Origin of the sequence: Pseudomonas sp. SM4 (assembly GCF_051913165.1) — a bacterium.
In the GTDB taxonomy this organism is placed as follows: Bacteria; Pseudomonadota; Gammaproteobacteria; order Pseudomonadales; family Pseudomonadaceae; genus Aquipseudomonas.
The window spans coordinates 26,486-51,385 of record NZ_JBODOE010000023.1 but is presented as its reverse complement, the minus strand read 5'-3'; the positions used below and the strand labels follow the sequence as shown (position 1 = coordinate 51,385).

Sequence of the window (24,900 nt, the reverse complement as noted above, 5' to 3'; positions counted from 1 at the left end):
TCCCCATGTGAGAGTAGGTCATCGTCAAGATTAAATTCCGAAACCCCAATTGCGAAAGCAGTTGGGGTTTTGTTTTGTCCGCAGGAAATGTGCTCGCTTGATTTCTATGCAACTGTCCTGAGCATAGATATTATTCGGGCCTCATTACGAGGCGAGACCTGCATGCTGACGTTGTTGAATCTTCTGAAGGATGGGCGCTTTCATTCTGGTGAGGCCCTGGGCGTAGCGCTCGGAGTTAGCCGAAGTGCAGTATGGAAGCAGCTTCAGCACCTTGAGTCTGAGCTCGGATTGTCCATTCATAAGGTTCGGGGGCGTGGCTATCAGTTGGCGGCGCCGTTGACGTTACTCGACCCTATAAAAATCTCAGAAATGATGCCGCAATGGCCTCTCGCAGTGTTCGATACTATCGACTCGACGAATGCTGAAGCTTTGCGCGCTATTGGTCGTGGGCAGGCCGCGCCATTTTTAGTCGTTGCTGAGAGGCAGACTTCCGGTCGTGGGCGTAGAGGGCGCAAATGGGTTAGCCCGTTTGCCGAAAATCTTTATTACAGTCTTGTTCTTCGCATCGATGGTGGAATGCGCCAGCTCGAAGGGTTGAGTCTGGTCGTTGGCTTGGCGGTGATGCGGGCCTTGCGGAAATCCGGCGTTGGTGGGGCAGGGTTGAAGTGGCCTAACGATGTCCTTGTCGGTGACAAGAAAATTGCTGGCATTTTACTCGAACTCGTCGGCGACCCTGCAGATGTTTGCCATGTGGTGTTAGGCATTGGCATCAATGCAAACATGCAGGTCGCAACAGAAGTGGATCAAAAATGGACGTCAATACGGCTCGAGTCTGGGAAGGCCTGCGATCGTAATGTTCTTGTGGCTGAATTGAGTGAGCAATTACAGGCTTATATAGAGCGTCACCAGGCTGGTGGCTTTACGGTTCTGCAAGCGGAGTGGGAAGAAAACCATTTGTGGCATGGTCGATCTGTCTCACTGATTGCCGGCGTCAGTCAAATAGATGGCGTGGTGCAAGGTATCGATAATCAAGGTGCTCTACGGTTGGCCGTGGATGGTGTTGAAAAGGTTTTCAGTGGTGGTGAACTTAGCCTGAGGCTGCGAGACGATTCTTGAGCTCGAGTAAGGTAATGGCTTCATAAAACGGCGCGTGTTAGCCAATGAGGTGACGGATTTGATTGTGCAGACGATCGTTGAATCGGATCAGTTGCTGAATGAGGGCTGGCGTGCAGTTGCTTGGCATGGGATCGCTCCTGGTGGTTTTTTTTGTAAGTCTGGCTATGGCATGTCCTTTTACTTGAGGTTTGTATGCGTTGGATGTTCCTGCTGCTGTTAGTACTCAATGTGTTTTATTACGTCTGGCATCAGCAGGAGGCCCCTTTGCGTGCGAAAGATGTCACTCCGCTCAATCTGTATCGAGGTTCGCAGCAAGATATTCGTTTGCTCAGCGAGAGCGGAGCTGCATCGCGAGAAAGGACGAGCGGCTCTACAGCGGGGAATGAATGCCTTTTCCTCGGAGGGTTCTCTCGCCAAGAGCTGATTGAAGGCCTTGAGCGGCGTTTGGCTGGTATGGGGGTAAGTGCACAGCCTGCGTCGAAGGATCTTCCTGATGTTGAGTACTGGTTGCGGATAGCGCCTTCGAGCGAGCGTTTGCTGGGGGATATCCAGCTGCAGAACCTTTCCAAGGAATTCAATGAGTTAAAACATAAAATAATGCTGTGTGAGGGGGTTGCACCTACTGAATAGTTTGCATAGAATGGCGCCCGCTCCACAGCGAAGACCTGAACAGGGAATCAAAGTGAAGTGGTGTCAATGCAGCTAACCTCAGGTTTTTAAATGAGAAAATGCTTGACAGGGGTTTGGCATAGTATAGAATGCCGGCCTGATTAGGAGGGGTTCCCGAGCGGCCAAAGGGATCAGACTGTAAATCTGACGTCTACGACTTCGAAGGTTCGAATCCTTCTCCCTCCACCAGATTTAAGCGTGAGCTGCAGGCTCCGCGGGTATAGTTTAGTGGTAGAACCTCAGCCTTCCAAGCTGATGATGCGGGTTCGATTCCCGCTACCCGCTCCAAGTTTGCAGGTTGTGCAAGGTGTTTTGCTCTTGTAGCTCAGTTGGTAGAGCACACCCTTGGTAAGGGTGAGGTCAGCGGTTCAAATCCGCTCAAGAGCTCCATATAACAAGGCAGATATGAAAATATCTGCCTTTGTTTTAATGGCTTGTGTCGTTTGCTCAATTCTTCTGTTAAGGGTGATATCGATGGCTAAGGAAAAATTTGATCGTTCCCTGCCGCACGTCAACGTTGGGACCATTGGTCACGTTGACCACGGTAAAACCACTTTGACTGCTGCTCTGACTCGCGTTTGCTCCGAAGTTTTTGGTTCGGCAATCGTTGACTTCGACAAGATCGACAGCGCCCCGGAAGAAAAAGCACGCGGCATTACCATCAATACCGCTCACGTTGAGTATAACTCGAAGATCCGTCACTACGCTCACGTCGACTGCCCAGGTCACGCTGACTATGTGAAGAACATGATCACCGGTGCTGCTCAAATGGACGGCGCTATTCTGGTTTGCTCGGCCGCTGATGGTCCGATGCCGCAAACCCGTGAGCACATCCTGCTGTCCCGTCAGGTAGGCGTTCCGTACATCGTGGTTTTCCTGAACAAGGCTGACCTGGTAGACGACGCTGAGCTGCTGGAACTGGTTGAGATGGAAGTTCGCGACCTGCTGTCCACCTACGACTTCCCGGGCGATGATACTCCAATCATCATCGGTTCGGCTCGTATGGCTCTGGAAGGCAAAGACGACAACGAGATGGGCACCACTGCCGTCAAGAAACTGGTTGAGACTCTGGACAGCTACATCCCGGAACCAGTTCGTGTGACTGATAAGCCGTTCCTGATGCCAATCGAAGACGTATTCTCGATCTCCGGTCGCGGTACTGTTGTAACTGGTCGTATCGAGCGCGGTATCGTTCGCGTTCAAGATCCGCTGGAAATCGTTGGTCTGCGTGACACCACCGTTACTACTTGCACCGGTGTTGAAATGTTCCGCAAGCTGCTCGACGAAGGTCGTGCTGGCGAGAACTGCGGCGTTCTGCTGCGCGGTACCAAGCGTGATGACGTTGAGCGTGGTCAGGTTCTGGTTAAGCCGGGTTCGGTTAAGCCGCACACCAAGTTCACCGCAGAAGTTTACGTTCTGAGCAAGGAAGAAGGTGGTCGTCACACTCCATTCTTCAAAGGCTACCGTCCACAGTTCTACTTCCGTACGACTGACGTGACCGGTAACTGCGAGCTGCCAGAAGGCGTTGAAATGGTAATGCCAGGTGACAACATTCAGATGACTGTTACCCTGATCAAAACCATCGCAATGGAAGATGGTCTGCGTTTCGCTATCCGTGAAGGCGGTCGTACCGTCGGCGCTGGTGTCGTAGCCAAAATCATCGAGTAAGTGGTTGTAATGTATTTTTCGGGCCGGCATAATGGTCGGCCTGATTTTGTTTTAGGTCAGTAGCTCAATTGGCAGAGCGACGGTCTCCAAAACCGTAGGTTGGGGGTTCGATTCCCTCCTGACCTGCCAGATTCACTTGGTGTGTCTGGCTTTCTTTTCACAGGATCTTCATAGATGACTCCTAAAGCTGAAGCTCAAGGCTCTCGCTTCGATCTGCTCAAGTGGCTTGTAGTTGTCGCTTTGGTGGTTGTTGGCGTTGTTGGCAATCAGTATTACTCTGCTTCGCCGATCCTGTACCGTGTACTTGCTTTGCTGGCCTTAGCTGCTGTAGCTGCCTTTGTAGGCCTGCAGACTGCGAAGGGCAAGTCTTTCTTTGTACTGGTTAAGGAAGCTCGCACCGAGATTCGTAAAGTCGTGTGGCCAACTCGCCAAGAAACCACGCAGACCACCCTTATTGTGGTGGCTGTTGTTTTGGTTATGGCGTTGCTGTTGTGGGGGCTTGATTCCCTGCTCGGCTGGCTTGTTTCCTTGATTGTCGGCTAAGGGTGTCCCGTGGCTAAGCGTTGGTATGTTGTGCATGCTTACTCGGGTTACGAGAAGCATGTGATGCGCTCGCTGGTCGAGCGCGTAAAGCTGGCTGGCATGGAAGATGGCTTCGGCGAGATTCTGGTTCCCACTGAAGAAGTGGTTGAAATGCGTAATGGCCAGAAGCGCAAAAGCGAGCGCAAATTCTTTCCAGGCTACGTGCTGGTTCAGATGGATATGAATGAGGGTACTTGGCACTTGGTCAAGGACACTCCTCGGGTGATGGGTTTTATCGGCGGTACTGCTGATAAGCCAGCGCCAATCACCGATAAAGAGGCGGAAGCAATTCTGCGTCGTGTTGCTGATGGTAGCGACAAGCCGAAGCCGAAGACTCTCTTCGAGCCAGGCGAGACGGTGCGAGTCAACGACGGTCCATTCGCTGATTTCAATGGCGTTGTTGAAGAAGTTAACTACGAAAAGAGCCGGATCCAAGTGGCAGTGCTCATTTTCGGTCGCTCTACTCCGGTAGAGTTGGAGTTCAGTCAGGTCGAAAAGGTCTAGCTGAAAAAGCATCCCAACCCCGCAGCCATAGGCTGTGGGGTTTTGTCGTCACTGGGATAAACGCGCAAGTAACCGGGGAGCCTTTCGAGGCGTTCGAACCCGTAATTGGAGTGCCTCATGGCCAAGAAGATTACCGCTTACATCAAGCTGCAAGTGAAGGCCGCTCAGGCTAACCCAAGCCCACCTGTTGGTCCTGCACTGGGTCAGCACGGCGTGAACATCATGGAATTCTGCAAAGCTTTCAACGCCCGTACCCAGGGTCTGGAAGCTGGTCTGCCGACTCCAGTGATCATCACCGTCTACAGCGACCGTAGCTTCACTTTCGAAACAAAATCCACCCCTGCTTCGGTTCTGCTGAAGAAAGCGGCCGGTCTGACCAGCGGTTCCGCTCGTCCGAACACCGTTAAGGTTGGCACCGTTACCCGTGCTCAGCTGGAAGAAATCGCGAAAACCAAAAACGCGGATCTGACTGCAGCTGATATGGATGCAGCCGTGCGTACTATCGCCGGTTCTGCTCGTAGCATGGGCCTTAACGTGGAGGGTGTGTAATGGCTAAGCTGACCAAGCGTCAAAAGGCTATCGCCGGCAAAATCGAAGCAGGCAAGGCCTACAACATTGTAGATGCCGCCGCTCTGCTGGCTGAGCTGTCGACTGTCAAGTTCAGCGAGTCGTTCGACGTTGCTGTAAACCTGGGTGTTGACCCGCGTAAATCCGACCAGGTTGTTCGTAGCGCTACTGTGCTGCCACACGGCACTGGCAAGACTGTTCGCGTTGCTGTGTTCACCCAGGGTCCAGCTGCTGAGGCCGCTTTGGCTGCCGGCGCTGACCGTGTAGGTATGGACGACCTGGCTGCCGAAATGAAAGGCGGCGACCTGAACTATGACGTAGTGATCGCATCCCCGGATGCAATGCGCGTTGTAGGTCAGTTGGGTCAGATCCTCGGTCCACGTGGTCTGATGCCTAACCCTAAGGTTGGTACTGTAACTCCAGACGTAGCTACCGCGGTCAAGAACGCTAAAGCTGGTCAGGTTCGTTATCGCACCGACAAAAACGGCATCATTCACACTTCCGTTGGCAAGATGGGCTTCGATGCCGTCAAGCTGAAGGAAAACGTTGAAGCCCTGATCGCTGATCTGAAGCGTATCAAGCCAGCTTCCTCGAAAGGTATCTACGTCAAGCGCGTTACCCTGAGCACCACTATGGGCCCAGGTCTGGTTATCGACCAGAGCTCGCTGGACGCGTAAGACAAAAATTGGTGCGAGTAATCGCACCAATTGAAAGATTGGGGTCCCTGCCTGGCGGGGGCTATCCAAGACCGTAGGCGGCGCAAGTCTTAAACCATCAGCCTACGCAGATGGTGCTCCCGGTTCCTTACCGAATCAGACACCAAAACGACATTCGGTTTCGATCGAATGAAACGGTAACAAGCAGGAGTTAAACCCGTGGCAATTAATCTCGAAGACAAGAAGGCCATCGTCGCTGAAGTCAACGAGGCTGCCAAAGTCGCTCTGTCCGCTGTCGTGGTTGATGCACGTGGCGTAACAGTAGGCGCAATGACCGGACTCCGTAAAGAGGCTCGTGAAGCTGGCGTTTACGTACGCGTTGTACGTAACACCCTGCTCAAGCGCGCTGTTGCTGACACTCAATACAGTGTCCTCAACGACGTGTTCACCGGCCCGACCCTGATTGCATTCTCGAACGAACATCCGGGCGCTGCTGCCCGTATCTTCAAAGAGTTTGCCAAGGGTCAGGACAAGTTCGAGATCAAGGCAGCTGCGTTCGAGGGCAAGTTCCTCGCAGCTAATCAGATCGACGTACTGGCAACTCTGCCGACCCGTGACGAAGCAATTTCTCAGCTGATGAGCGTGATTCAAGGCGCTACCAGCAAATTGGCTCGTACTCTGGCGGCAATTCGCGACCAGAAAGAAGCTGCTGCAGCCTAAGGCTCGTCAACTTCTCGCGTTTTTTGTTTATTTCGATGGTCGCGTAGGCCGTCCCCCAATTCAGGAATTGAGTCATGTCTCTGACTAACGAACAAATCATCGAAGCAATCGGCCAGAAATCCGTAGTGGAAATCGTTGAGCTGATCAAAGCGATGGAAGAAACCTTCGGCGTTACCGCTGCTGCTGCTTCGGCTGGTCCAGCTGCTGCTGCCGCTGTTGTTGAAGAGCAAACCGAGTTCAACGTTGTTCTGCTGGAAGCTGGCGAGAAGAAGGTTAACGTGATCAAGGCAGTTCGTGAACTGACTGGTCTGGGCCTGAAAGAAGCCAAAGAGAAAGTAGACGGCGCTCCTCAGGTTGTAGCTGAAGGCGTTTCGAAAGAAGCGGCTGAAGACGCCAAGAAGAAGCTGGAAGAAGCAGGCGCTAAAGTCGAGCTGAAATAAGCATCGACTTTGCTCCTCCAGCCCGAGCGTCAAGCGACAGGCTGATGGCTGGTGGCTCTTGCCACCGGCCTTTTTCCGTTATTGGCAGCCGACTGGGTCGGTGCTGATAAAGGCGCTGTAACCACCCGATGCGGTGGCGCAAACCATGGGGTTTGCACGATTTTCTGGCTGCTCCCGTCGGGAGGGGCCAAACAAGCAGGTGACCAAGCTGGGGAACGCTGATGGCTTACTCATATACTGAGAAAAAACGTATCCGCAAGGACTTTAGCAAGTTGCCGGACGTCATGGATGTGCCGTACCTCCTGGCCATCCAGCTGGATTCGTATCGTGAATTCTTGCAAGCGGGAGCGACTAAAGATCAGTTCCGCGACGTGGGCCTGCATGCGGCCTTCAAATCCGTTTTCCCGATCATCAGCTACTCCGGCAATGCTGCGCTGGAGTACGTCGGTTATCGCCTGGGCGAACCGGCATTTGATGTCAAAGAATGCGTATTGCGCGGTGTAACTTTCGCCGTACCTTTGCGGGTAAAAGTGCGCCTGATCATTTTCGACAAAGAATCGTCGAACAAAGCGATCAAGGACATCAAAGAGCAAGAAGTCTACATGGGTGAAATCCCCCTGATGACTGAGAACGGTACCTTCGTAATCAACGGTACCGAGCGTGTAATCGTTTCCCAGCTGCACCGTTCCCCGGGCGTGTTCTTCGACCACGACCGCGGCAAGACGCATAGCTCCGGCAAACTGCTGTACTCCGCGCGCATCATTCCTTACCGCGGTTCGTGGCTGGACTTCGAGTTCGACCCGAAAGACTGCGTGTTCGTGCGTATCGACCGTCGTCGCAAGCTGCCGGCATCGGTACTGCTGCGTGCGCTCGGCTATACCACTGAAGAAGTGCTGGACGCTTTCTACACCACCAACGTTTTCCACCTGAGCGGCGAAACCCTCAGCCTGGAACTGATTGCTTCGCGTCTGCGTGGTGAAATTGCGGTTCTGGATATTCAGGACGAGAAGGGCAAGGTCATCGTTGAAGCGGGCCGCCGTATTACCGCGCGCCACATCAACCAGATCGAAAAAGCCGGCATCAAGACCCTGGAAGTGCCTCTGGACTACGTCCTCGGTCGCACTACCGCCAAGGTCATCGTGCACCCGGCTACCGGCGAAATCCTGGCAGAGTGCAACACCGAGCTGAACACTGAAGTCCTGGCAAAAATTGCCAAGTCCGGCGTTGTTCGCATCGAAACTCTGTACACCAACGACATCGACTGCGGTCCGTTCGTCTCCGACACGCTGAAGATCGACTCCACCAGCAACCAATTGGAAGCGCTGGTCGAGATCTATCGCATGATGCGTCCAGGCGAGCCGCCAACCAAAGACGCTGCCGAAACCCTGTTCAACAACCTGTTCTTCAGCCCTGAGCGCTATGACCTGTCTGCGGTCGGCCGGATGAAGTTCAACCGTCGTATCGGTCGTACCGAGATCGAAGGTTCGGGCGTGCTGTGCAAGGAAGACATCGTCGCGGTACTGAAGACTCTGGTCGACATCCGTAACGGTAAAGGCATCGTCGATGACATCGACCACCTGGGTAACCGTCGTGTTCGCTGCGTAGGCGAAATGGCCGAGAACCAGTTCCGCGTTGGCCTGGTACGTGTTGAGCGTGCGGTCAAAGAGCGTCTGTCGATGGCTGAAAGCGAAGGCCTGATGCCGCAAGACCTGATCAACGCCAAGCCTGTGGCTGCAGCGGTGAAAGAGTTCTTCGGTTCCAGCCAGCTCTCGCAGTTCATGGACCAGAACAACCCGCTGTCCGAGATCACCCACAAGCGTCGTGTCTCTGCACTCGGCCCTGGCGGTCTGACTCGTGAGCGCGCAGGCTTTGAAGTTCGTGACGTACACCCGACTCACTACGGTCGTGTATGCCCGATTGAAACGCCGGAAGGTCCGAACATCGGTCTGATCAACTCCCTGGCTGCGTACGCTCGCACCAACCAGTACGGCTTCCTGGAAAGCCCGTACCGCGTGGTGAAAGAGGGTGTGGTCACCGACGAGATCGTGTTCCTGTCCGCTATTGAAGAAGCCGATCACGTGATCGCGCAGGCTTCGGCGACCATGAACGACCAGAAAGTCCTGATCGACGAACTGGTAGCCGTACGTCACTTGAACGAATTCACCGTTAAGGCGCCTGAAGAAGTCACCTTGATGGACGTTTCGCCGAAGCAGGTAGTTTCGGTTGCAGCGTCGCTGATTCCGTTCCTCGAGCACGACGACGCCAACCGTGCGTTGATGGGTTCGAACATGCAGCGTCAAGCTGTACCAACCCTGCGCGCTGACAAGCCGCTGGTAGGTACTGGCATGGAGCGTAACGTAGCCCGTGACTCCGGCGTTTGCGTCGTGGCTCGTCGTGGCGGCGTGATCGATTCCGTCGACGCCAGCCGTATCGTGGTTCGTGTTGCTGATGACGAAGTTGAAACCGGCGAAGCTGGTGTCGACATCTACAACCTGACCAAATACACCCGCTCGAACCAGAACACCTGCATCAACCAGCGTCCGCTGGTGCGTAAGGGTGATCGCGTTCAGCGCAGCGACATCATGGCCGACGGCCCGTCCACCGACATGGGTGAACTGGCGCTGGGTCAGAACATGCGCATCGCGTTCATGGCATGGAACGGCTTCAACTTCGAAGACTCCATCTGCCTGTCCGAGCGTGTAGTTCAGGAAGATCGTTTCACCACGATCCACATTCAGGAACTGACCTGTGTGGCCCGTGACACCAAGCTTGGGCCTGAAGAGATCACTGCGGACATCCCTAACGTGGGTGAAGCTGCACTGAACAAACTGGACGAAGCCGGTATCGTTTATGTTGGTGCTGAAGTTGGCGCAGGCGACATCCTGGTGGGTAAGGTCACTCCGAAAGGCGAGACCCAACTGACTCCGGAAGAAAAACTGCTGCGTGCAATCTTCGGTGAAAAAGCCAGCGACGTTAAAGACACTTCCCTGCGCGTACCTACCGGTACCAAAGGTACTGTCATCGACGTACAGGTCTTCACCCGTGACGGCGTTGAGCGTGATGCTCGTGCGCTGTCGATCGAGAAGACTCAGCTCGACGAGATCCGCAAGGATCTGAACGAAGAGTTCCGTATCGTTGAAGGCGCGACTTTCGAACGTCTGCGTTCCGCTCTGGTAGGCCACAAGGCTGAAGGCGGCGCAGGTCTGAAGAAAGGTCAGGACATCACCGACGAAGTACTCGACGGTCTTGAGCATGGTCAGTGGTTCAAACTGCGCATGGCTGAAGATGCTCTGAACGAGCAGCTCGAGAAGGCTCAGGCCTACATCGTTGATCGTCGCCGTCTGCTGGACGACAAGTTCGAAGACAAGAAGCGCAAACTGCAGCAGGGCGATGACCTGGCTCCAGGCGTGCTGAAAATCGTCAAGGTTTACCTGGCAATCCGTCGTCGCATCCAGCCGGGCGACAAGATGGCCGGTCGTCACGGTAACAAAGGTGTGGTCTCCGTGATCATGCCGGTTGAAGACATGCCGCACGATGCCAATGGCACCCCGGTCGACGTCGTCCTCAACCCACTGGGCGTACCTTCGCGTATGAACGTTGGTCAGATCCTTGAAACCCACCTGGGCCTCGCGGCCAAAGGTCTGGGCGAGAAGATCAACCGGATGATCGAAGAGCAGCGTAAAGTCGCTGAACTGCGTACCTTCCTGGACGAGATCTACAACCAGATCGGCGGTCGTAACGAAGATCTGGACAGCTTCTCCGATCAGGAAATCCTGGATCTGGCGAAGAACCTGCGTGGCGGCGTTCCAATGGCCACTCCAGTGTTCGACGGCGCCAAGGAAAGCGAAATCAAGGCCATGCTGAAACTGGCAGACCTGCCGGAAAGCGGCCAGATGCAGCTGACTGACGGCCGTACCGGCAACAAGTTCGAGCGTCCAGTTACCGTTGGCTACATGTACATGCTGAAGCTGAACCACTTGGTAGACGACAAGATGCACGCGCGTTCTACCGGTTCGTACAGCCTGGTTACCCAGCAGCCGCTGGGTGGTAAGGCGCAGTTCGGTGGTCAGCGTTTCGGGGAGATGGAGGTCTGGGCACTGGAAGCATACGGTGCTGCTTACACTCTGCAAGAAATGCTCACAGTGAAGTCGGACGATGTGAACGGCCGTACCAAGATGTACAAAAACATCGTGGATGGCGATCACCGTATGGAGCCGGGCATGCCCGAGTCCTTCAACGTGTTGATCAAGGAAATTCGTTCCCTCGGCATCGATATCGATCTGGAAACCGAATAACACGTGACGCGAATCGAGAGCGGGGCAGGATTGCCCGCTCTCTGCTCCGCCAGGAGGAAAGGCCTTGAAAGACCTACTGAATTTGCTGAAAAACCAGGGTCAAGTCGAAGAGTTCGACGCCATCCGTATCGGATTGGCCTCGCCTGAGATGATCCGCTCATGGTCGTTCGGTGAAGTTAAAAAGCCGGAAACCATCAACTACCGTACGTTCAAACCTGAGCGTGACGGCCTGTTCTGCGCCAAGATCTTTGGCCCGGTAAAGGATTACGAGTGCCTGTGCGGTAAGTACAAGCGCTTGAAGCACCGTGGTGTGATCTGCGAGAAGTGCGGCGTTGAAGTTGCACTGGCCAAGGTTCGTCGTGAGCGCATGGCGCACATCGAACTGGCTTCGCCGGTTGCCCACATCTGGTTCCTGAAATCGCTGCCGTCCCGTATCGGCTTGCTGATGGACATGACCCTGCGTGATATCGAACGCGTTCTCTACTTCGAGAGCTATGTCGTTATCGACCCAGGCATGACCACCCTTGAGAAAGGTCAGCTGCTGAACGACGAGCAGTACTTCGAAGCGCTGGAAGAGTTCGGTGACGACTTCGACGCCCGTATGGGTGCTGAAGCTGTCCGTGAACTGCTGCACGCTATCGACCTGGAGCACGAGATTGGCCGTCTGCGCGAAGAAATTCCGCAAACCAACTCCGAAACCAAGATCAAGAAGCTGTCCAAGCGTCTGAAGTTGATGGAAGCCTTCCAGGGTTCCGGCAACCTGCCAGAGTGGATGGTGCTGACCGTTCTGCCGGTTCTGCCGCCAGATCTGCGTCCACTGGTCCCGCTGGATGGCGGTCGTTTCGCGACTTCCGACCTCAACGATCTTTATCGTCGAGTGATCAACCGTAACAACCGTTTGAAGCGCCTGCTGGATCTGTCCGCTCCGGACATCATCGTGCGCAACGAAAAGCGTATGTTGCAGGAAGCTGTCGATGCGCTGCTCGACAACGGCCGTCGTGGCCGCGCTATCACCGGTTCGAACAAGCGTCCTCTGAAATCCCTGGCTGACATGATCAAGGGTAAGCAAGGTCGTTTCCGTCAGAACTTGCTCGGTAAGCGTGTTGACTACTCTGGTCGTTCGGTAATTACCGTAGGTCCGACCCTGCGTCTGCATCAGTGCGGTCTGCCGAAGAAGATGGCTCTCGAGCTGTTCAAACCGTTCATTTTCGGCAAGCTGGAAATGCGTGGTCTCGCGACCACCATCAAAGCGGCCAAGAAAATGGTCGAGCGCGAACTGCCAGAGGTTTGGGACGTTCTCGCTGAAGTGATTCGCGAACACCCGGTTCTTCTCAACCGTGCACCGACCCTTCACCGTCTGGGTATCCAGGCGTTTGAACCGGTACTGATCGAAGGTAAGGCTATCCAGCTGCACCCTCTGGTCTGCGCCGCGTACAACGCCGACTTCGACGGCGACCAAATGGCCGTGCACGTACCGCTGACGCTGGAAGCCCAGCTCGAAGCGCGTGCGTTGATGATGTCGACCAACAACATTCTGTCGCCAGCCAACGGTGAGCCAATCATCGTTCCGTCGCAGGACGTTGTATTGGGTCTGTACTACATGACTCGTGAAGCGATCAACGCCAAAGGCGAAGGTCGTGTATTCGCGGATCTGCAGGAAGTTGACCGTGTGTTCCGTGCCGGCGAAGCCGCACTGCACGCCAAGGTTAAAGTTCGTATCAACGAAACCGTCAACGACCGTGACGGCAACAGCGTGAGCGGTACCCGTATCGTCGACACCACTGTCGGCCGTGCGCTGCTGTTCCAGGTTGTGCCAAAAGGTCTGTCGTACGACGTCGTCAACCTGCCGATGAAGAAAAAGGCGATCTCCAAGCTGATCAACCAGTGCTACCGCGTGGTTGGTTTGAAAGAGACCGTTATCTTCGCTGACCAGTTGATGTACACCGGTTTCGCTTACTCGACCATCTCCGGCGTTTCCATCGGTGTTAACGACTTCGTTATCCCTGACGAGAAAGCCCGCATCATCGGTGCTGCCACCGACGAAGTGAAAGAGATCGAGAGCCAGTACGCCTCCGGCCTGGTAACTCAGGGCGAGAAGTACAACAAAGTGATCGACCTTTGGTCGAAAGCGAACGACGAAGTTTCCAAGGCAATGATGGCCAACCTCTCGAAAGAGAAGGTTATCGACCGTCACGGCGTTGAAGTCGATCAAGAGTCTTTCAACTCGATGTACATGATGGCCGACTCGGGTGCGCGGGGTTCCGCAGCACAGATTCGTCAGCTGGCCGGTATGCGTGGTCTGATGGCCAAGCCGGACGGTTCCATCATTGAGACGCCGATTACTGCGAACTTCCGTGAAGGTTTGAGCGTACTTCAGTACTTCATCTCCACTCACGGTGCTCGTAAAGGTCTGGCGGATACCGCGTTGAAAACTGCGAACTCCGGTTACCTGACTCGTCGTCTGGTAGACGTGGCGCAGGATCTGGTTGTAACCGAGATCGATTGCGGCACCGAACACGGTCTGCTGATGACTCCGCACATTGAAGGCGGTGACGTTGTAGAGCCGTTGGGTGAGCGCGTATTGGGTCGTGTTATTGCCCGTGACGTATTCAAGCCAGGCACCGAGGACGTTATCGTTCCGGCCGGTACTCTGGTCGACGAGAAGTGGGTTGAGTTCATCGAGCTGAACAGCATCGACGAAGTGATCGTGCGTTCGCCGATCAGCTGCGAAACCCGCTATGGCATTTGCGCCAAGTGCTACGGCCGTGACTTGGCTCGTGGTCACCAGGTGAACATCGGTGAAGCGGTCGGCGTTATCGCTGCCCAGTCCATCGGTGAGCCGGGTACCCAGCTGACGATGCGTACGTTCCACATCGGTGGTGCGGCTAGCCGGACTTCCGCTGCGGACAGCGTTCAGGTGAAGAATGGCGGTACCGTTCGTCTGCACAATTTGAAGCATGTTGAGCGAGTGGATGGTCACTTGGTTGCTGTTTCCCGTTCCGGTGAGCTGGCCATCGCTGATGACTTCGGTCGTGAGCGTGAGCGTTACAAGCTGCCGTACGGTGCTGTGATTTCGGTTAAAGAAGGTGACAAGGTCGACGCTGGCGCAATCGTGGCCAAGTGGGATCCGCACACTCACCCAATCGTTACCGAAATGAAAGGTACCGTGACCTACGTGGGCATGGAAGAAGGCATCACGATCAAGCGTCAGACCGACGAATTGACCGGTATGACCAACATTGAAGTCCTCGACGCGAAAGATCGTCCAGCTGCGGGCAAAGAAATCCGTCCAGCAGTGAAGATGGTCGACGACAACGGCAAGGATCTGTTGCTGCCAGGCACTGACGTTATCGCTCAGTACTTCCTGCCAGCCAACGCCCTGGTCGGTGTAGCGGACGGTGCGAAGATCGCGATCGGTGATGTTATCGCGCGTATCCCGCAAGAAACTTCGAAGACCCGCGACATCACCGGTGGTCTGCCGCGTGTTGCCGACTTGTTCGAAGCTCGTCGTCCGAAAGAAGCGTCGATTCTGGCTGAAGTCAGCGGCACCATCGCGTTCGGTAAAGAAACCAAAGGCAAGCGCCGTCTGGTTATTACCCCGAACGACGGTACCGATCCGTACGAAGAGCTGATTCCGAAGTGGCGTCACCTGAACGTCTTCGAAGGCGAACAGGTAAACCGCGGCGAAGTTATCTCCGACGGCCCAAGCGATCCGCACGACATCCTGCGTCTGCTGGGTGTGAGCGCGCTGGCCAAGTACATCGTGAACGAGATCCAGGACGTTTACCGTCTGCAAGGCGTGAAGATCAACGACAAGCACATCGAGACCATCCTGCGTCAGATGCTGCGTAAAGTTGAAATCGCTGAATCCGGCGATTCGAGTTTCATCAAGGGCGACCAGATGGAACTGACTCACGTACTGGTAGAGAACGAGCGTCTGGGCGGCGAAGACAAGTTCGTCTCCAAGTACACTCGCGTTCTGCTCGGTATCACCAAGGCGTCGTTGTCCACCGAATCGTTCATCTCGGCGGCTTCCTTCCAGGAAACCACCCGCGTACTGACCGAAGCGGCAGTCACCGGCAAGCGCGATTACCTGCGCGGCCTGAAAGAAAACGTTGTCGTGGGTCGTCTGATCCCGGCAGGTACCGGCCTGGCATATCACAGCGAGCGCAAGCGTCGTCGTGAAGCAGACAAGCCGTTGCGCGTAAGCGCCAGTGAAGTGGAAGCTGCACTGACCGAAGCGCTGAACTCGAGCGGTAACTGAGTTCTGCGATAAATGAGCGTAAGGCCCTGATCACCCCGTTCGTCGAATCGAGACATTTTGTCGAGGTTCGAGGGGCGGGGAGGTCGGGGCCTTGCCTTGACTGGGGGCAAGATCCTCTTTAGACTCTTGATCCCCTAAATTTGGCGGGAATTCGTTCCTGCCATTTTGCTTTTCTTGCAAGACAATAGCGTCGCAAGACAACAGTGGAGCTAGTAGATGGCAACTATCAACCAGCTGGTACGTCAGCCGCGTAAGCGTATCGTCGAGAAATCCGACGTACCTGCGCTGCAGAACTGCCCGCAACGTCGTGGCGTGTGCACCCGTGTGTACACCACTACGCCGAAAAAACCTAACTCGGCACTGCGTAAAGTATGCCGTGTGCGCCTGACCAACGGTTTCGAAGTTTCTTCGTACATCGGTGGTGAAGGTCACAACCTGCAAGAGCACAGCGTGGTACTGATCCGCGGCGGTCGTGTAAAAGACTTGCCAGGTGTTCGTTACCACACCGTTCGCGGTTCTTTGGATACTTCCGGCGTTAAAGGTCGTAACCAGGGTCGTTCGAAGTACGGTACCAAGCGTCCGAAGTAATCGGCCGTTTGCAGATTTTCATTTTATTGAGTCGATAAGAGTAAGGTCGGGCACGCATCCATTGGATCTGTCCCGAGCTAACCTGAAGACCGCTTGAGGGCTTATCATGCCAAGACGTCGCGTAGCAGCAAAGCGTGAGATTCTGGACGATCCGAAATACGGAAGCCAGATCCTCGCCAAATTCATGAACCACGTTATGGAGAGCGGCAAGAAAGCCGTTGCCGAGCGTATTGTTTATGGTGCCCTGGAAACCGTTGCGACCCGTAAGGCTGGCACCGATCCCCTGGAACTCTTCGAAAAAGCACTCGACGCCATCGCTCCGCTGGTCGAAGTGAAGTCGCGCCGCGTTGGTGGTGCTACTTACCAGGTTCCGGTCGAGGTTCGTCCTTCCCGTCGTAACGCTCTGGCAATGCGCTGGTTGGTAGACTTCGCACGTAAGCGTGGCGAGAAGTCTATGGCTCTGCGTTTGGCTGGCGAACTGCTGGATGCTGCTGAAGGTAAAGGTGCTGCTGTTAAGAAGCGTGAAGACGTGCACCGTATGGCCGAAGCCAACAAAGCTTTCTCGCACTACCGCTTCTAATTTTAGCTTCACTAATTTTGCGAGGGCTTTATGGCTCGTACTACTCCGATTAGTCGCTACCGTAACATCGGTATCGTCGCTCACGTGGATGCTGGTAAAACCACCACCACCGAGCGCGTCCTTTTTTACACCGGCAAAAGTCACAAAATGGGCGAGGTGCATGACGGCGCCGCGACCACAGACTGGATGGTGCAGGAGCAGGAGCGTGGTATTACCATTACTTCTGCTGCTATCACCGCCTTCTGGAAAGGTTCCGAGAAGCAGTACTCGCACGAGCACCGTTTCAACGTAATCGATACCCCGGGCCACGTTGACTTCACTATTGAAGTTGAACGTTCCCTGCGCGTACTCGACGGCGCTGTCGTTGTGTTCTGCGGTACTTCGGGTGTTGAGCCTCAGTCGGAAACCGTATGGCGTCAAGCCAACAAATACGGTGTTCCCCGTCTTGTTTACGTAAACAAGATGGACCGTGCTGGCGCCAACTTCCTGCGCGTGATCGCTCAGATCAAACAGCGTCTGGGTCACACTCCGGTGCCGATCCAGTTGGCTATCGGTTCGGAAGACAACTTCCAGGGTCAGATCGATCTGATCAACATGCAAGCTGTGTACTGGAACGACTCTGACAAAGGTATGGTCCCTGTTCGCAAGGACATTCCTGCCGAGCTGAAAGAGCTGGCTGACGAGTGGCGCAACAACATGGTTGAGGCTGCTGCCGAAGCCAACGAAGAGCTAATGAACAAGTACCTGGAAGGCGAAGAGCTGTCGATCGAAGAGATCAAAGCTGCTTTGCGTCAGCGTACTATCGCCGGCGAAATCGTTCTGGCTGTTTGCGGTTCGTCTTTCAAGAACAAGGGTGTTCCCCTGGTTCTCGACGCCGTTATCGACTTCCTGCCTGCACCAACCGACATTCCAGCTATCAAGGGTACTGACCCGGATAACGAAGAAGTTGAGCTGGAGCGTCATGCAGACGATGCGGAGCCGTTCTCGGCTCTGGCGTTCAAGATCGCTACCGACCCATTCGTGGGTACTTTGACCTTCGTCCGCGTTTACTCGGGCGTGTTGAACTCCGGCGACGGCGTAATCAACTCGGTTAAAGGCAAGAAAGAGCGCGTGGGTCGTATGGTGCAAATGCACGCAAACGCCCGTGAAGAGATCAAGGAAGTACGCGCTGGTGACATCGCGGCCCTGATCGGCATGAAGGACGTCACCACTGGTGAAACCCTCTGCAACGCTGACAAGCCAATCATCCTGGTTCGTATGGACTTCCCGGAGCCGGTTATTTCGGTTGCCGTAGAGCCTAAGACCAAGGATGACCAGGAAAAAATGGGTATCGCTCTGGGCAAACTTGCTCAGGAAGACCCGTCTTTCCGCGTAAAAACTGATGAAGAGACTGGTCAGACGATCATCTCCGGCATGGGCGAGCTGCACCTGGACATCCTGGTTGACCGGATGCGCCGTGAGTTCAACGTCGAAGCCAACATCGGCAAGCCTCAGGTTTCGTATCGTGAGCGCATCACGAAGAACTGTGAAATCGAAGGCAAGTTCGTTCGTCAGTCCGGCGGTCGTGGCCAGTTCGGTCACTGCTGGATCCGTTTTGCTCCTGCTGACGAAGGTCAGGAAGGTCTGCAATTCGTGAACGAAGTTGTAGGTGGTGTGGTTCCTAAGGAATACATCCCGGCTATCCAGAAGGGTATCGAAGAGCAGATGAAGAACGGCGTTGTTGCCGGCTATCCGCTGATCGGCCTGAAGGCTACCGTGTTCGATGGTTCTTACCACGACGTCGACTCCAACGAGATGGCGTTTAAAGTGGCTGCCTCCATGGCGACCAAGCAACTGGCCCAGAAGGGCGGTGGTGAGTTGCTTGAGCCGATCATGGCTGTAGAGGTTGTTACGCCTGAAGACTATATGGGTGATGTGATGGGCGACCTTAACCGTCGTCGCGGCATGATCCAGGGTATGGAAGACACAGTGTCCGGCAAGGTTATCCGTGCCGAGGTTCCACTGGGTGAGATGTTCGGTTATGCGACCGACGTTCGTTCCATGTCCCAGGGTCGCGCAAGCTACTCTATGGAATTCAAAAAATACGATACGGCTCCGTCGCACATCGTCGAATCCGTAACCAAAAAACAAGGCTGATTCAGCCCCTTTAGGCTAGGAGTTAATTGTCGTGGCTAAAGAAAAATTTGATCGTTCCCTACCGCACGTCAACGTTGGCACCATCGGTCACGTTGACCACGGTAAAACCACTCTGACTGCTGCTCTGACTCGCGTTTGCTCCGAAGTTTTCGGTTCGGCAATCGTTGACTTCGACAAGATCGACAGCGCACCGGAAGAAAAAGCACGCGGTATCACCATCAACACCGCACACGTTGAGTACAACTCGAAGATCCGTCACTACGCTCACGTTGACTGCCCAGGTCACGCTGACTATGTGAAGAACATGATCACCGGTGCTGCTCAAATGGACGGCGCTATTCTGGTTTGCTCGGCCGCTGATGGTCCGATGCCACAAACCCGTGAGCACATCCTGCTGTCCCGTCAGGTAGGCGTTCCGTACATCGTGGTTTTCCTGAACAAGGCTGACCTGGTAGACGACGCTGAGCTGCTGGAACTGGTTGAGATGGAAGTTCGCGACCTGCTGTCCACCTACGACTTCCCGGGCGATGACACTCCAATCATCATCGGTTCGGCTCGTATGGCTCTGGAAGGCAAAGACGACAACGAGATGGGCACCACTGCCGTCAAGAAACTGGTTGAGACTCTGGACAGCTACATCCCAGAACCAGTTCGTGTGACTGACAAGCCGTTCCTGATGCCAATCGAAGACGTATTCTCGATCTCCGGTCGCGGTACTGTTGTAACTGGTCGTATCGAGCGCGGTATCGTTCGCGTTCAAGATCCGCTGGAAATCGTTGGTCTGCGTGACACCACCGTTACTACTTGCACCGGTGTTGAAATGTTCCGCAAGCTGCTCGACGAAGGTCGTGCTGGCGAGAACTGCGGCGTTCTGCTGCGTGGTACCAAGCGTGACGACGTTGAGCGTGGCCAGGTTCTGGTTAAGCCGGGTTCGGTTAAGCCGCACACCACTTTCACCGCAGAAGTTTACGTTCTGAGCAAGGAAGAAGGCGGTCGTCACACTCCGTTCTTCAAAGGCTACCGTCCACAGTTCTACTTCCGTACTACTGACGTGACTGGTAACTGCGAGCTGCCAGAAGGCGTTGAAATGGTAATGCCAGGTGACAACATTCAGATGACTGTTACCCTGATCAAAACCATCGCAATGGAAGACGGTCTGCGTTTCGCTATCCGTGAAGGCGGTCGTACCGTCGGCGCTGGCGTCGTAGCCAAAATCATCGCGTAATTCTCTTTTATAGAGATTGCTTGATGCTTTGAAAAAGCCCCCGCTCAGCGGGGGCTTTTTTTATTGGGTTGACACCTATATGGGGCGTCTATAGAATTGCGCCTCCTTTTAACGGGCGTATTGCGCTCGGTGGGAATAGCAGCCGGAGTCTGAAATCCAATGCAAAATCAGCAAATCCGTATCAGGTTGAAGGCTTTTGACCATCGCCTGATCGACCAATCAACCCAGGAAATCGTGGAAACCGCGAAACGTACTGGTGCTCAAGTGCGTGGTCCAATTCCACTGCCTACCCGTAAAGAGCGGTTCACCGTTCTGGTTTCTCCGCACGTCAACAAAGACGCGCGCGACCAGTACGAAATCCGCACTCATAAGCGCGTTCTGGACATCGTCCAGCCAACGGATAAAACCGTTGATGCTCTTATGAAGCTTGATCTTGCGGCCGGTGTGGAAGTGCAGATCAGCCTCGGCTAAGACTCGGTCTTAGTCGTGTAACGCTCTGAAATGGGCGGCCATAGCGGGTGAAAGCCCCGTACACTCATGAGGTTTACAACATGACTATTGGTGTAGTCGGTCGTAAATGCGGTATGACCCGTATTTTCACCGAAGAAGGTGTCTCCATTCCGGTCACGGTCATTGAGATCGAACCGAATCGCGTCACCCAGTTCAAAACTGAAGAGACCGATGGCTATCGTGCAGTGCAAGTCACTGTCGGCGAGCGTCGTGCTTCGCGTGTAACAGCAGCTCAAGCTGGCCACTTCGCTAAAGCGAACGTTGCCGCTGGTCGCACCACCATGGAATTCCGTCTTGAAGAAGGCGAGTACCAGGCTGGCGATCTGATCAACGCTGAAATCTTCGCCGCTGGTCAACTGGTTGATGTAACCGGTCAGTCCAAGGGTAAAGGCTTCCAGGGTACGATCAAGCGTTGGAATTTCCGCGGGCAAGATAACACCCACGGTAACTCCGTATCCCACCGCGTCCCAGGCTCTATCGGCCAGTGCCAGACTCCTGGTCGTGTATTCAAGGGCAAAAAAATGTCCGGTCATATGGGCGCTGAGCGCGTGACCGTGCAGTCCCTGGAAGTAGTGCGCGTGGACGCTGAACGCAATCTGTTGTTGGTCAAGGGTGCTGTTCCTGGCGCTACTGGCGGCAACCTGGTTGTACGTCCAGCAGCCAAGGCTCGCGGTTAAGGGGAAGCTGACATGCAATTAAATGTAAATGACGCTCAAGCGATCGAAGTTTCCGAACTGACATTTGGCGGCGAATTCAACGAGACGCTGGTTCACCAAGCAGTCGTGGCCTACATGGCCGGCGGCCGTCAAGGTACCAAGCAGCAAAAGACCCGTTCCGACGTTCGTGGTGGCGGTAAGCGCCCATGGCGTCAGAAAGGTACTGGCCGTGCTCGTGCCGGTACTATCCGTAGCCCAATCTGGCGTGGCGGCGGTACCACTTTTGCAGCACGTCCACAGGATCACTCCCAGAAGCTGAACAAGAAGATGTATCGCGCAGCAATGCGTTCCATCCTTGCTGAGCTGGTGCGTACTGATCGTCTGGTCGTGGTTCAGGATTTCGCTGTTGAAACTCCGAAAACCAAAGATCTGCTGGGCAAGCTGAACAGCATGAGCCTGACCGACGTTTTGATCGTGTCGGACGCTGTTGATCAGAACCTGTACCTGGCTGCTCGTAACCTGCCGCACGTAGATGTACGTGACGTTCAAGGTTCCGATCCAGTTAGTCTGATCGCATACGACAAGGTGTTGATCACCGTGTCGGCCGTGAAGAAATTCGAGGAGCTGCTGGGATGAACCAGGAACGCGTATTTAAAGTTCTGCTTGGCCCGCACGTTTCCGAGAAGGCTACGGTTCTGGCTGACAAGAAAGGCCAGTTCGTTTTCAAGGTTGCAACTGACGCAACCAAGCTGGAAATCAAGAAGGCCGTCGAAAGCCTGTTCAGCGTGAAAGTTGAGCGTGTTACTACCCTGAACGTTCTGGGTAAGAGCAAGCGCACAGCTCGCGGTCTGGGCAAGCGTAATGACTGGAAGAAGGCAGTTATCTCCCTTCAGCCAGGCCAAGATCTCGATTTCAGCAGCAGTGCTGAGTAAGGAAGGGGTGCATCATGGCAATCGTTAAATGCAAACCGACTTCCCCTGGCCGCCGTTTTGTGGTCAAGGTGGTCAACCAGGAGCTGCATAAAGGCGCTCCTCACGCACCGCTGCTCGAGAAAAAATCGAAGACTGGTGGTCGTAACAACAATGGCCGTATTACCACGCGTCACATCGGTGGTGGTCATAAGCAGCATTATCGTATGGTCGATTTCCGTCGCAACGACAAAGATGGCATCGTCGCCACTGTCGAGCGTATCGAATACGATCCAAACCGTACTGCTCACATCGCACTGCTCTGCTACGCAGACGGCGAGCGCCGCTACATCATCGCCCCTAAAGGCGTGAGTGCTGGCGACCAGCTGATCGCAGGCGCTCTGGCTCCAATCAAGCCAGGCAACGCTCTGCAACTGCGCAACATTCCAGTGGGTTCTACCGTACACGGCATCGAACTGAAGCCAGGTAAAGGCGCGCAGATCGCTCGTTCCGCTGGTGCTTCGGCTCAGCTGATCGCTCGTGAAGGTGTGTACGTTACCCTGCGTCTGCGTTCCGGTGAAATGCGTAAAGTCCTGGCTGAATGCCGTGCGACCCTGGGCGAAGTCTCGAACTCCGAGCACAGCCTGCGTTCGCTGGGTAAAGCTGGTGCCAAACGCTGGCGTGGCGTTCGCCCAACCGTTCGTGGTGTTGCCATGAACCCGGTTGACCACCCACATGGTGGTGGTGAAGGTCGTACCTCTGGTGGTCGTCATCCGGTATCGCCATGGGGCTTCCCGACTAAGGGCGCGAAGACTCGTGGTAATAAGCGTACCGACAAAATGATCGTCCGTCGTCGCAAGTAAATAGAGGGATACGACAGTGCCACGTTCTCTGAAAAAAGGTCCTTTTATTGATCTTCACCTACTGAAGAAGATCGAAGTGGCGGCGGAAAAGAACGATCGCAAACCAATTAAGACTTGGTCGCGTCGTTCGATGATCCTGCCACAGATGGTCGGTCTGACCATCGCCGTACATAACGGTCGTCAGCACGTCCCAGTTCTCGTGAACGAAGACATGGTCGGCCATAAACTGGGCGAGTTCGCCGGTACCCGCACTTATCGTGGGCACGTGGCTGACAAGAAAGCCAAGCGTTAAGGGGTTAGGAAATGGAAGTAGCCGCTAAGTTGTCGGGCGCTCGAATCTCCGCCCAGAAAGCCCGCTTGGTCGCCGACCAGATCCGCGGGAAGAAGGTGGGCGAAGCGCTCAACTTGTTGGCTTTCAGCAGTAAGAAAGCCGCCGAGATCATGAAGAAAGTGCTGGAGTCGGCCGTAGCCAACGCCGAGCATAACGAAGGCGCAGACGTTGATGACCTGAAGGTCAGCACCGTTTTCGTCAACGAAGGGCGTTCGCTGAAGCGCATCATGCCACGTGCCAAAGGCCGTGCTGATCGCATCGTCAAGCGGTCTTGCCATATCACTGTCAAGGTTGCTGACAAGTAACGGAGTCGAAGAGATGGGTCAGAAAGTACATCCCATTGGCATTCGCCTGGGAATCGTCAAGGAGCACACCTCCGTCTGGTACGCAGACGGTCGGACTTATGCGGACTACTTGTTCGCAGATCTGAAAGTGCGTGAGTATCTCCAAGACAAACTAAAAAGCGCGTCCGTAAGCCGTATCGATATCCATCGTCCGGCCCAAACTGCACGTATCACCATCCACACCGCTCGTCCAGGTATCGTTATCGGGAAGAAAGGTGAAGATGTTGAGAAACTGCGTCAGGACCTGACCAAGCAAATGGGTGTGCCTGTGCACATCAATATCGAAGAGATCCGCAAGCCGGAACTCGACGGTATGCTGGTTGCGCAGAGCGTAGCTCAGCAGCTGGAGCGTCGTGTAATGTTCCGTCGCGCGATGAAGCGCGCAGTACAGAACGCCATGCGCATTGGTGCCAAGGGCATCAAAATCCAAGTGAGCGGTCGTCTCGGCGGTGCTGAAATCGCACGTACTGAATGGTATCGCGAAGGTCGTGTGCCATTGCACACCCTGCGTGCCGACATCGACTATGCCAACTACGAAGCTCACACCACTTACGGTGTGATCGGTGTAAAGGTTTGGATCTTCAAAGGCGAAGTAATTGGTGGTCGCCAAGAAGAGCTGAAACCACAAGCACCAGCGCCTCGTAAAAAAGCTGCTAAGTAAGGGGTACGCCAAATGTTGCAACCTAAGCGTACGAAGTTCCGCAAGCAGATGACAGGCCACAACCGTGGTCTGGCTCAGCGCGGTAGCAAAGTCAGCTTCGGCGAGTTCGCGCTGAAGTCTGTAGCTCGTGGTCGTCTCACCGCTCGTCAGATCGAGTCAGCGCGTCGTGCACTGACCCGTCACGTTAAACGTGGCGGCAAGATCTGGATCCGTGTATTCCCGGACAAGCCTATTTCCAAAAAGCCCCTCGAAGTTCGTATGGGTAAAGGTAAGGGTAGTGTGGAGTACTGGGTTGCCCAGATTCAGCCAGGCAAAGTCCTGTATGAAATCGAGGGTGTTTCTGAAGAGCTGGCGCGTGAGGCTTTTGCCCTGGCTGCTGCAAAGCTGCCGCTCGCCACCGCCTTTGTTAAACGGACGGTGATGTGATGAAAGCGAATGAACTTCGTGAAAAATCCGCACAGCAGCTGAACGAGCAACTGCTCGGCTTGCTGCGCGACCAGTTCAATCTGCGTATGCAGAAAGCAACTGGCCAGTTGGGGCAGTCTCATCTGCTCTCGCAAGTTAAACGTGACATCGCTCGCGTGAAGACTGTGCTCAACCAGCAGGCAGGTAAGTGA

General features: G+C 54.7%; 25 protein-coding genes and 4 tRNA genes. All 29 read left to right on the top strand.

The features are described 5' to 3' along the window. Positions 1–162 precede the first annotated feature (162 nt). Positions 163–1,116 (top strand): bifunctional biotin--[acetyl-CoA-carboxylase] ligase/biotin operon repressor BirA, encoded by a 954-nt coding sequence (gene birA / locus ACQ4MY_RS28775; protein WP_440097251.1) that lies wholly within the window; start codon positions 163–165, stop codon positions 1,114–1,116. Between the two features lie 192 nt (positions 1,117–1,308). Further along, positions 1,309–1,746, top strand: coding sequence for a hypothetical protein (locus ACQ4MY_RS28770; protein ID WP_440097250.1), 438 nt, complete (start codon positions 1,309–1,311; stop codon positions 1,744–1,746). A gap of 143 nt (positions 1,747–1,889) precedes the next feature. Beyond that, a tRNA-Tyr gene (locus ACQ4MY_RS28765) sits at positions 1,890–1,974 on the top strand. Between the two features lie 25 nt (positions 1,975–1,999). Further along, positions 2,000–2,073: transfer RNA gene (locus tag ACQ4MY_RS28760), tRNA-Gly, on the top strand. Positions 2,074–2,099: 26 nt separating this feature from the next. Beyond that, positions 2,100–2,175, top strand: a tRNA-Thr gene (locus ACQ4MY_RS28755). Between the two features lie 84 nt (positions 2,176–2,259). After that, positions 2,260–3,453 (top strand): elongation factor Tu, encoded by a 1,194-nt coding sequence (tuf, locus tag ACQ4MY_RS28750; RefSeq protein WP_053124324.1) that lies wholly within the window; start codon positions 2,260–2,262, stop codon positions 3,451–3,453. A 53-nt stretch (positions 3,454–3,506) separates the two neighbouring features. Further along, positions 3,507–3,582 (top strand) — tRNA-Trp (locus ACQ4MY_RS28745). A gap of 45 nt (positions 3,583–3,627) precedes the next feature. Next, a complete protein-coding gene (secE, locus tag ACQ4MY_RS28740) occupies positions 3,628–3,996 on the top strand; it encodes a preprotein translocase subunit SecE (protein WP_008081915.1) in 369 nt (122 codons plus the stop codon). 9 nt (positions 3,997–4,005) lie between these two features. Beyond that, on the top strand, positions 4,006–4,539 hold the full coding sequence (gene nusG / locus ACQ4MY_RS28735; RefSeq protein WP_007916492.1) for a transcription termination/antitermination protein NusG: 534 nt from the start codon (positions 4,006–4,008) through the stop codon (positions 4,537–4,539). Positions 4,540–4,656: 117 nt separating this feature from the next. Further along, positions 4,657–5,088 (top strand): 50S ribosomal protein L11, encoded by a 432-nt coding sequence (gene rplK, locus ACQ4MY_RS28730; protein WP_003228756.1) that lies wholly within the window; start codon positions 4,657–4,659, stop codon positions 5,086–5,088. Further along, positions 5,088–5,783, top strand: coding sequence for a 50S ribosomal protein L1 (gene rplA, locus ACQ4MY_RS28725; RefSeq protein WP_007916481.1), 696 nt, complete (start codon positions 5,088–5,090; stop codon positions 5,781–5,783). Before rplK ends, rplA begins: the two co-directional genes overlap by 1 nt. Before the next feature lie 198 nt (positions 5,784–5,981). Then, positions 5,982–6,482 (top strand): 50S ribosomal protein L10, encoded by a 501-nt coding sequence (rplJ, locus tag ACQ4MY_RS28720; protein ID WP_008081912.1) that lies wholly within the window; start codon positions 5,982–5,984, stop codon positions 6,480–6,482. Positions 6,483–6,556: 74 nt separating this feature from the next. Continuing rightward, positions 6,557–6,922: a 50S ribosomal protein L7/L12 gene (rplL, locus tag ACQ4MY_RS28715; protein WP_003228750.1), complete on the top strand. Its 366-nt coding sequence runs from the start codon at positions 6,557–6,559 to the stop codon at positions 6,920–6,922. A 221-nt stretch (positions 6,923–7,143) separates the two neighbouring features. Continuing rightward, positions 7,144–11,217, top strand: coding sequence for a DNA-directed RNA polymerase subunit beta (gene rpoB / locus ACQ4MY_RS28710; RefSeq protein WP_008081909.1), 4,074 nt, complete (start codon positions 7,144–7,146; stop codon positions 11,215–11,217). A gap of 64 nt (positions 11,218–11,281) precedes the next feature. After that, positions 11,282–15,481 (top strand): DNA-directed RNA polymerase subunit beta', encoded by a 4,200-nt coding sequence (rpoC, locus tag ACQ4MY_RS28705; protein ID WP_007916472.1) that lies wholly within the window; start codon positions 11,282–11,284, stop codon positions 15,479–15,481. A 216-nt stretch (positions 15,482–15,697) separates the two neighbouring features. Next, positions 15,698–16,069, top strand: coding sequence for a 30S ribosomal protein S12 (rpsL, locus tag ACQ4MY_RS28700; protein ID WP_003186084.1), 372 nt, complete (start codon positions 15,698–15,700; stop codon positions 16,067–16,069). A 106-nt stretch (positions 16,070–16,175) separates the two neighbouring features. Beyond that, on the top strand, positions 16,176–16,649 hold the full coding sequence (gene rpsG / locus ACQ4MY_RS28695; RefSeq protein ID WP_007916467.1) for a 30S ribosomal protein S7: 474 nt from the start codon (positions 16,176–16,178) through the stop codon (positions 16,647–16,649). 30 nt (positions 16,650–16,679) lie between these two features. Beyond that, positions 16,680–18,785 (top strand): elongation factor G, encoded by a 2,106-nt coding sequence (fusA, locus tag ACQ4MY_RS28690; protein WP_008081907.1) that lies wholly within the window; start codon positions 16,680–16,682, stop codon positions 18,783–18,785. Between the two features lie 31 nt (positions 18,786–18,816). Next, positions 18,817–20,010, top strand: coding sequence for an elongation factor Tu (gene tuf, locus ACQ4MY_RS28685; RefSeq protein WP_007918472.1), 1,194 nt, complete (start codon positions 18,817–18,819; stop codon positions 20,008–20,010). A gap of 159 nt (positions 20,011–20,169) precedes the next feature. Next, positions 20,170–20,481 (top strand): 30S ribosomal protein S10, encoded by a 312-nt coding sequence (gene rpsJ / locus ACQ4MY_RS28680; protein ID WP_003186070.1) that lies wholly within the window; start codon positions 20,170–20,172, stop codon positions 20,479–20,481. An 80-nt stretch (positions 20,482–20,561) separates the two neighbouring features. Then, on the top strand, positions 20,562–21,197 hold the full coding sequence (rplC, locus tag ACQ4MY_RS28675) for a 50S ribosomal protein L3 (protein WP_003228738.1): 636 nt from the start codon (positions 20,562–20,564) through the stop codon (positions 21,195–21,197). Between the two features lie 12 nt (positions 21,198–21,209). Further along, the gene (gene rplD, locus ACQ4MY_RS28670; RefSeq protein ID WP_440097241.1) at positions 21,210–21,812 is read left to right on the top strand and encodes a 50S ribosomal protein L4; all 603 of its coding nucleotides are present in this window, start codon (positions 21,210–21,212) and stop codon (positions 21,810–21,812) included. Then, a complete protein-coding gene (rplW, locus tag ACQ4MY_RS28665; RefSeq protein ID WP_002555488.1) occupies positions 21,809–22,108 on the top strand; it encodes a 50S ribosomal protein L23 in 300 nt (99 codons plus the stop codon). The genes rplD and rplW overlap by 4 nt, the downstream gene beginning before the upstream one ends. Positions 22,109–22,122: 14 nt before the next feature. Continuing rightward, entirely contained in the window at positions 22,123–22,947 is an 825-nt protein-coding gene (gene rplB, locus ACQ4MY_RS28660; RefSeq protein ID WP_003228734.1) for a 50S ribosomal protein L2, read from the top strand. Positions 22,948–22,963: 16 nt separating this feature from the next. After that, entirely contained in the window at positions 22,964–23,239 is a 276-nt protein-coding gene (gene rpsS, locus ACQ4MY_RS28655; protein ID WP_003228731.1) for a 30S ribosomal protein S19, read from the top strand. Between the two features lie 11 nt (positions 23,240–23,250). Further along, positions 23,251–23,583: a 50S ribosomal protein L22 gene (gene rplV / locus ACQ4MY_RS28650; RefSeq protein ID WP_003103908.1), complete on the top strand. Its 333-nt coding sequence runs from the start codon at positions 23,251–23,253 to the stop codon at positions 23,581–23,583. 13 nt (positions 23,584–23,596) lie between these two features. After that, positions 23,597–24,283, top strand: a complete 687-nt coding sequence (gene rpsC / locus ACQ4MY_RS28645) for a 30S ribosomal protein S3 (RefSeq protein WP_003176422.1) — start codon at positions 23,597–23,599, stop codon at positions 24,281–24,283. A 12-nt stretch (positions 24,284–24,295) separates the two neighbouring features. Continuing rightward, positions 24,296–24,709: a 50S ribosomal protein L16 gene (gene rplP, locus ACQ4MY_RS28640; protein ID WP_007896757.1), complete on the top strand. Its 414-nt coding sequence runs from the start codon at positions 24,296–24,298 to the stop codon at positions 24,707–24,709. Then, the gene (rpmC, locus tag ACQ4MY_RS28635; RefSeq protein WP_002555481.1) at positions 24,709–24,900 is read left to right on the top strand and encodes a 50S ribosomal protein L29; all 192 of its coding nucleotides are present in this window, start codon (positions 24,709–24,711) and stop codon (positions 24,898–24,900) included. Before rplP ends, rpmC begins: the two co-directional genes overlap by 1 nt.

Excerpts from the sequence above, each read along its gene's own strand:
- birA (WP_440097251.1), top strand. The coding sequence starts at position 163 with ATGCTGACGTTGTTGAATCTTCTGAAGGATGGGCGCTTTCATTCTGGT.
- ACQ4MY_RS28770 (WP_440097250.1), top strand. The coding sequence starts at position 1,309 with ATGCGTTGGATGTTCCTGCTGCTGTTAGTACTCAATGTGTTTTATTAC.
- tuf (WP_053124324.1), top strand. The coding sequence starts at position 2,260 with ATGGCTAAGGAAAAATTTGATCGTTCCCTGCCGCACGTCAACGTTGGG.
- secE (WP_008081915.1), top strand. The coding sequence starts at position 3,628 with ATGACTCCTAAAGCTGAAGCTCAAGGCTCTCGCTTCGATCTGCTCAAG.
- rplK (WP_003228756.1), top strand. The coding sequence starts at position 4,657 with ATGGCCAAGAAGATTACCGCTTACATCAAGCTGCAAGTGAAGGCCGCT.
- rplA (WP_007916481.1), top strand. The coding sequence starts at position 5,088 with ATGGCTAAGCTGACCAAGCGTCAAAAGGCTATCGCCGGCAAAATCGAA.
- rplL (WP_003228750.1), top strand. The coding sequence starts at position 6,557 with ATGTCTCTGACTAACGAACAAATCATCGAAGCAATCGGCCAGAAATCC.
- rpoB (WP_008081909.1), top strand. The coding sequence starts at position 7,144 with ATGGCTTACTCATATACTGAGAAAAAACGTATCCGCAAGGACTTTAGC.
- rpsL (WP_003186084.1), top strand. The coding sequence starts at position 15,698 with ATGGCAACTATCAACCAGCTGGTACGTCAGCCGCGTAAGCGTATCGTC.
- rpsG (WP_007916467.1), top strand. The coding sequence starts at position 16,176 with ATGCCAAGACGTCGCGTAGCAGCAAAGCGTGAGATTCTGGACGATCCG.
- fusA (WP_008081907.1), top strand. The coding sequence starts at position 16,680 with ATGGCTCGTACTACTCCGATTAGTCGCTACCGTAACATCGGTATCGTC.
- rpsJ (WP_003186070.1), top strand. The coding sequence starts at position 20,170 with ATGCAAAATCAGCAAATCCGTATCAGGTTGAAGGCTTTTGACCATCGC.
- rplC (WP_003228738.1), top strand. The coding sequence starts at position 20,562 with ATGACTATTGGTGTAGTCGGTCGTAAATGCGGTATGACCCGTATTTTC.
- rplD (WP_440097241.1), top strand. The coding sequence starts at position 21,210 with ATGCAATTAAATGTAAATGACGCTCAAGCGATCGAAGTTTCCGAACTG.
- rplW (WP_002555488.1), top strand. The coding sequence starts at position 21,809 with ATGAACCAGGAACGCGTATTTAAAGTTCTGCTTGGCCCGCACGTTTCC.
- rplB (WP_003228734.1), top strand. The coding sequence starts at position 22,123 with ATGGCAATCGTTAAATGCAAACCGACTTCCCCTGGCCGCCGTTTTGTG.
- rplV (WP_003103908.1), top strand. The coding sequence starts at position 23,251 with ATGGAAGTAGCCGCTAAGTTGTCGGGCGCTCGAATCTCCGCCCAGAAA.
- rpsC (WP_003176422.1), top strand. The coding sequence starts at position 23,597 with ATGGGTCAGAAAGTACATCCCATTGGCATTCGCCTGGGAATCGTCAAG.
- rplP (WP_007896757.1), top strand. The coding sequence starts at position 24,296 with ATGTTGCAACCTAAGCGTACGAAGTTCCGCAAGCAGATGACAGGCCAC.
- rpmC (WP_002555481.1), top strand. The coding sequence starts at position 24,709 with ATGAAAGCGAATGAACTTCGTGAAAAATCCGCACAGCAGCTGAACGAG.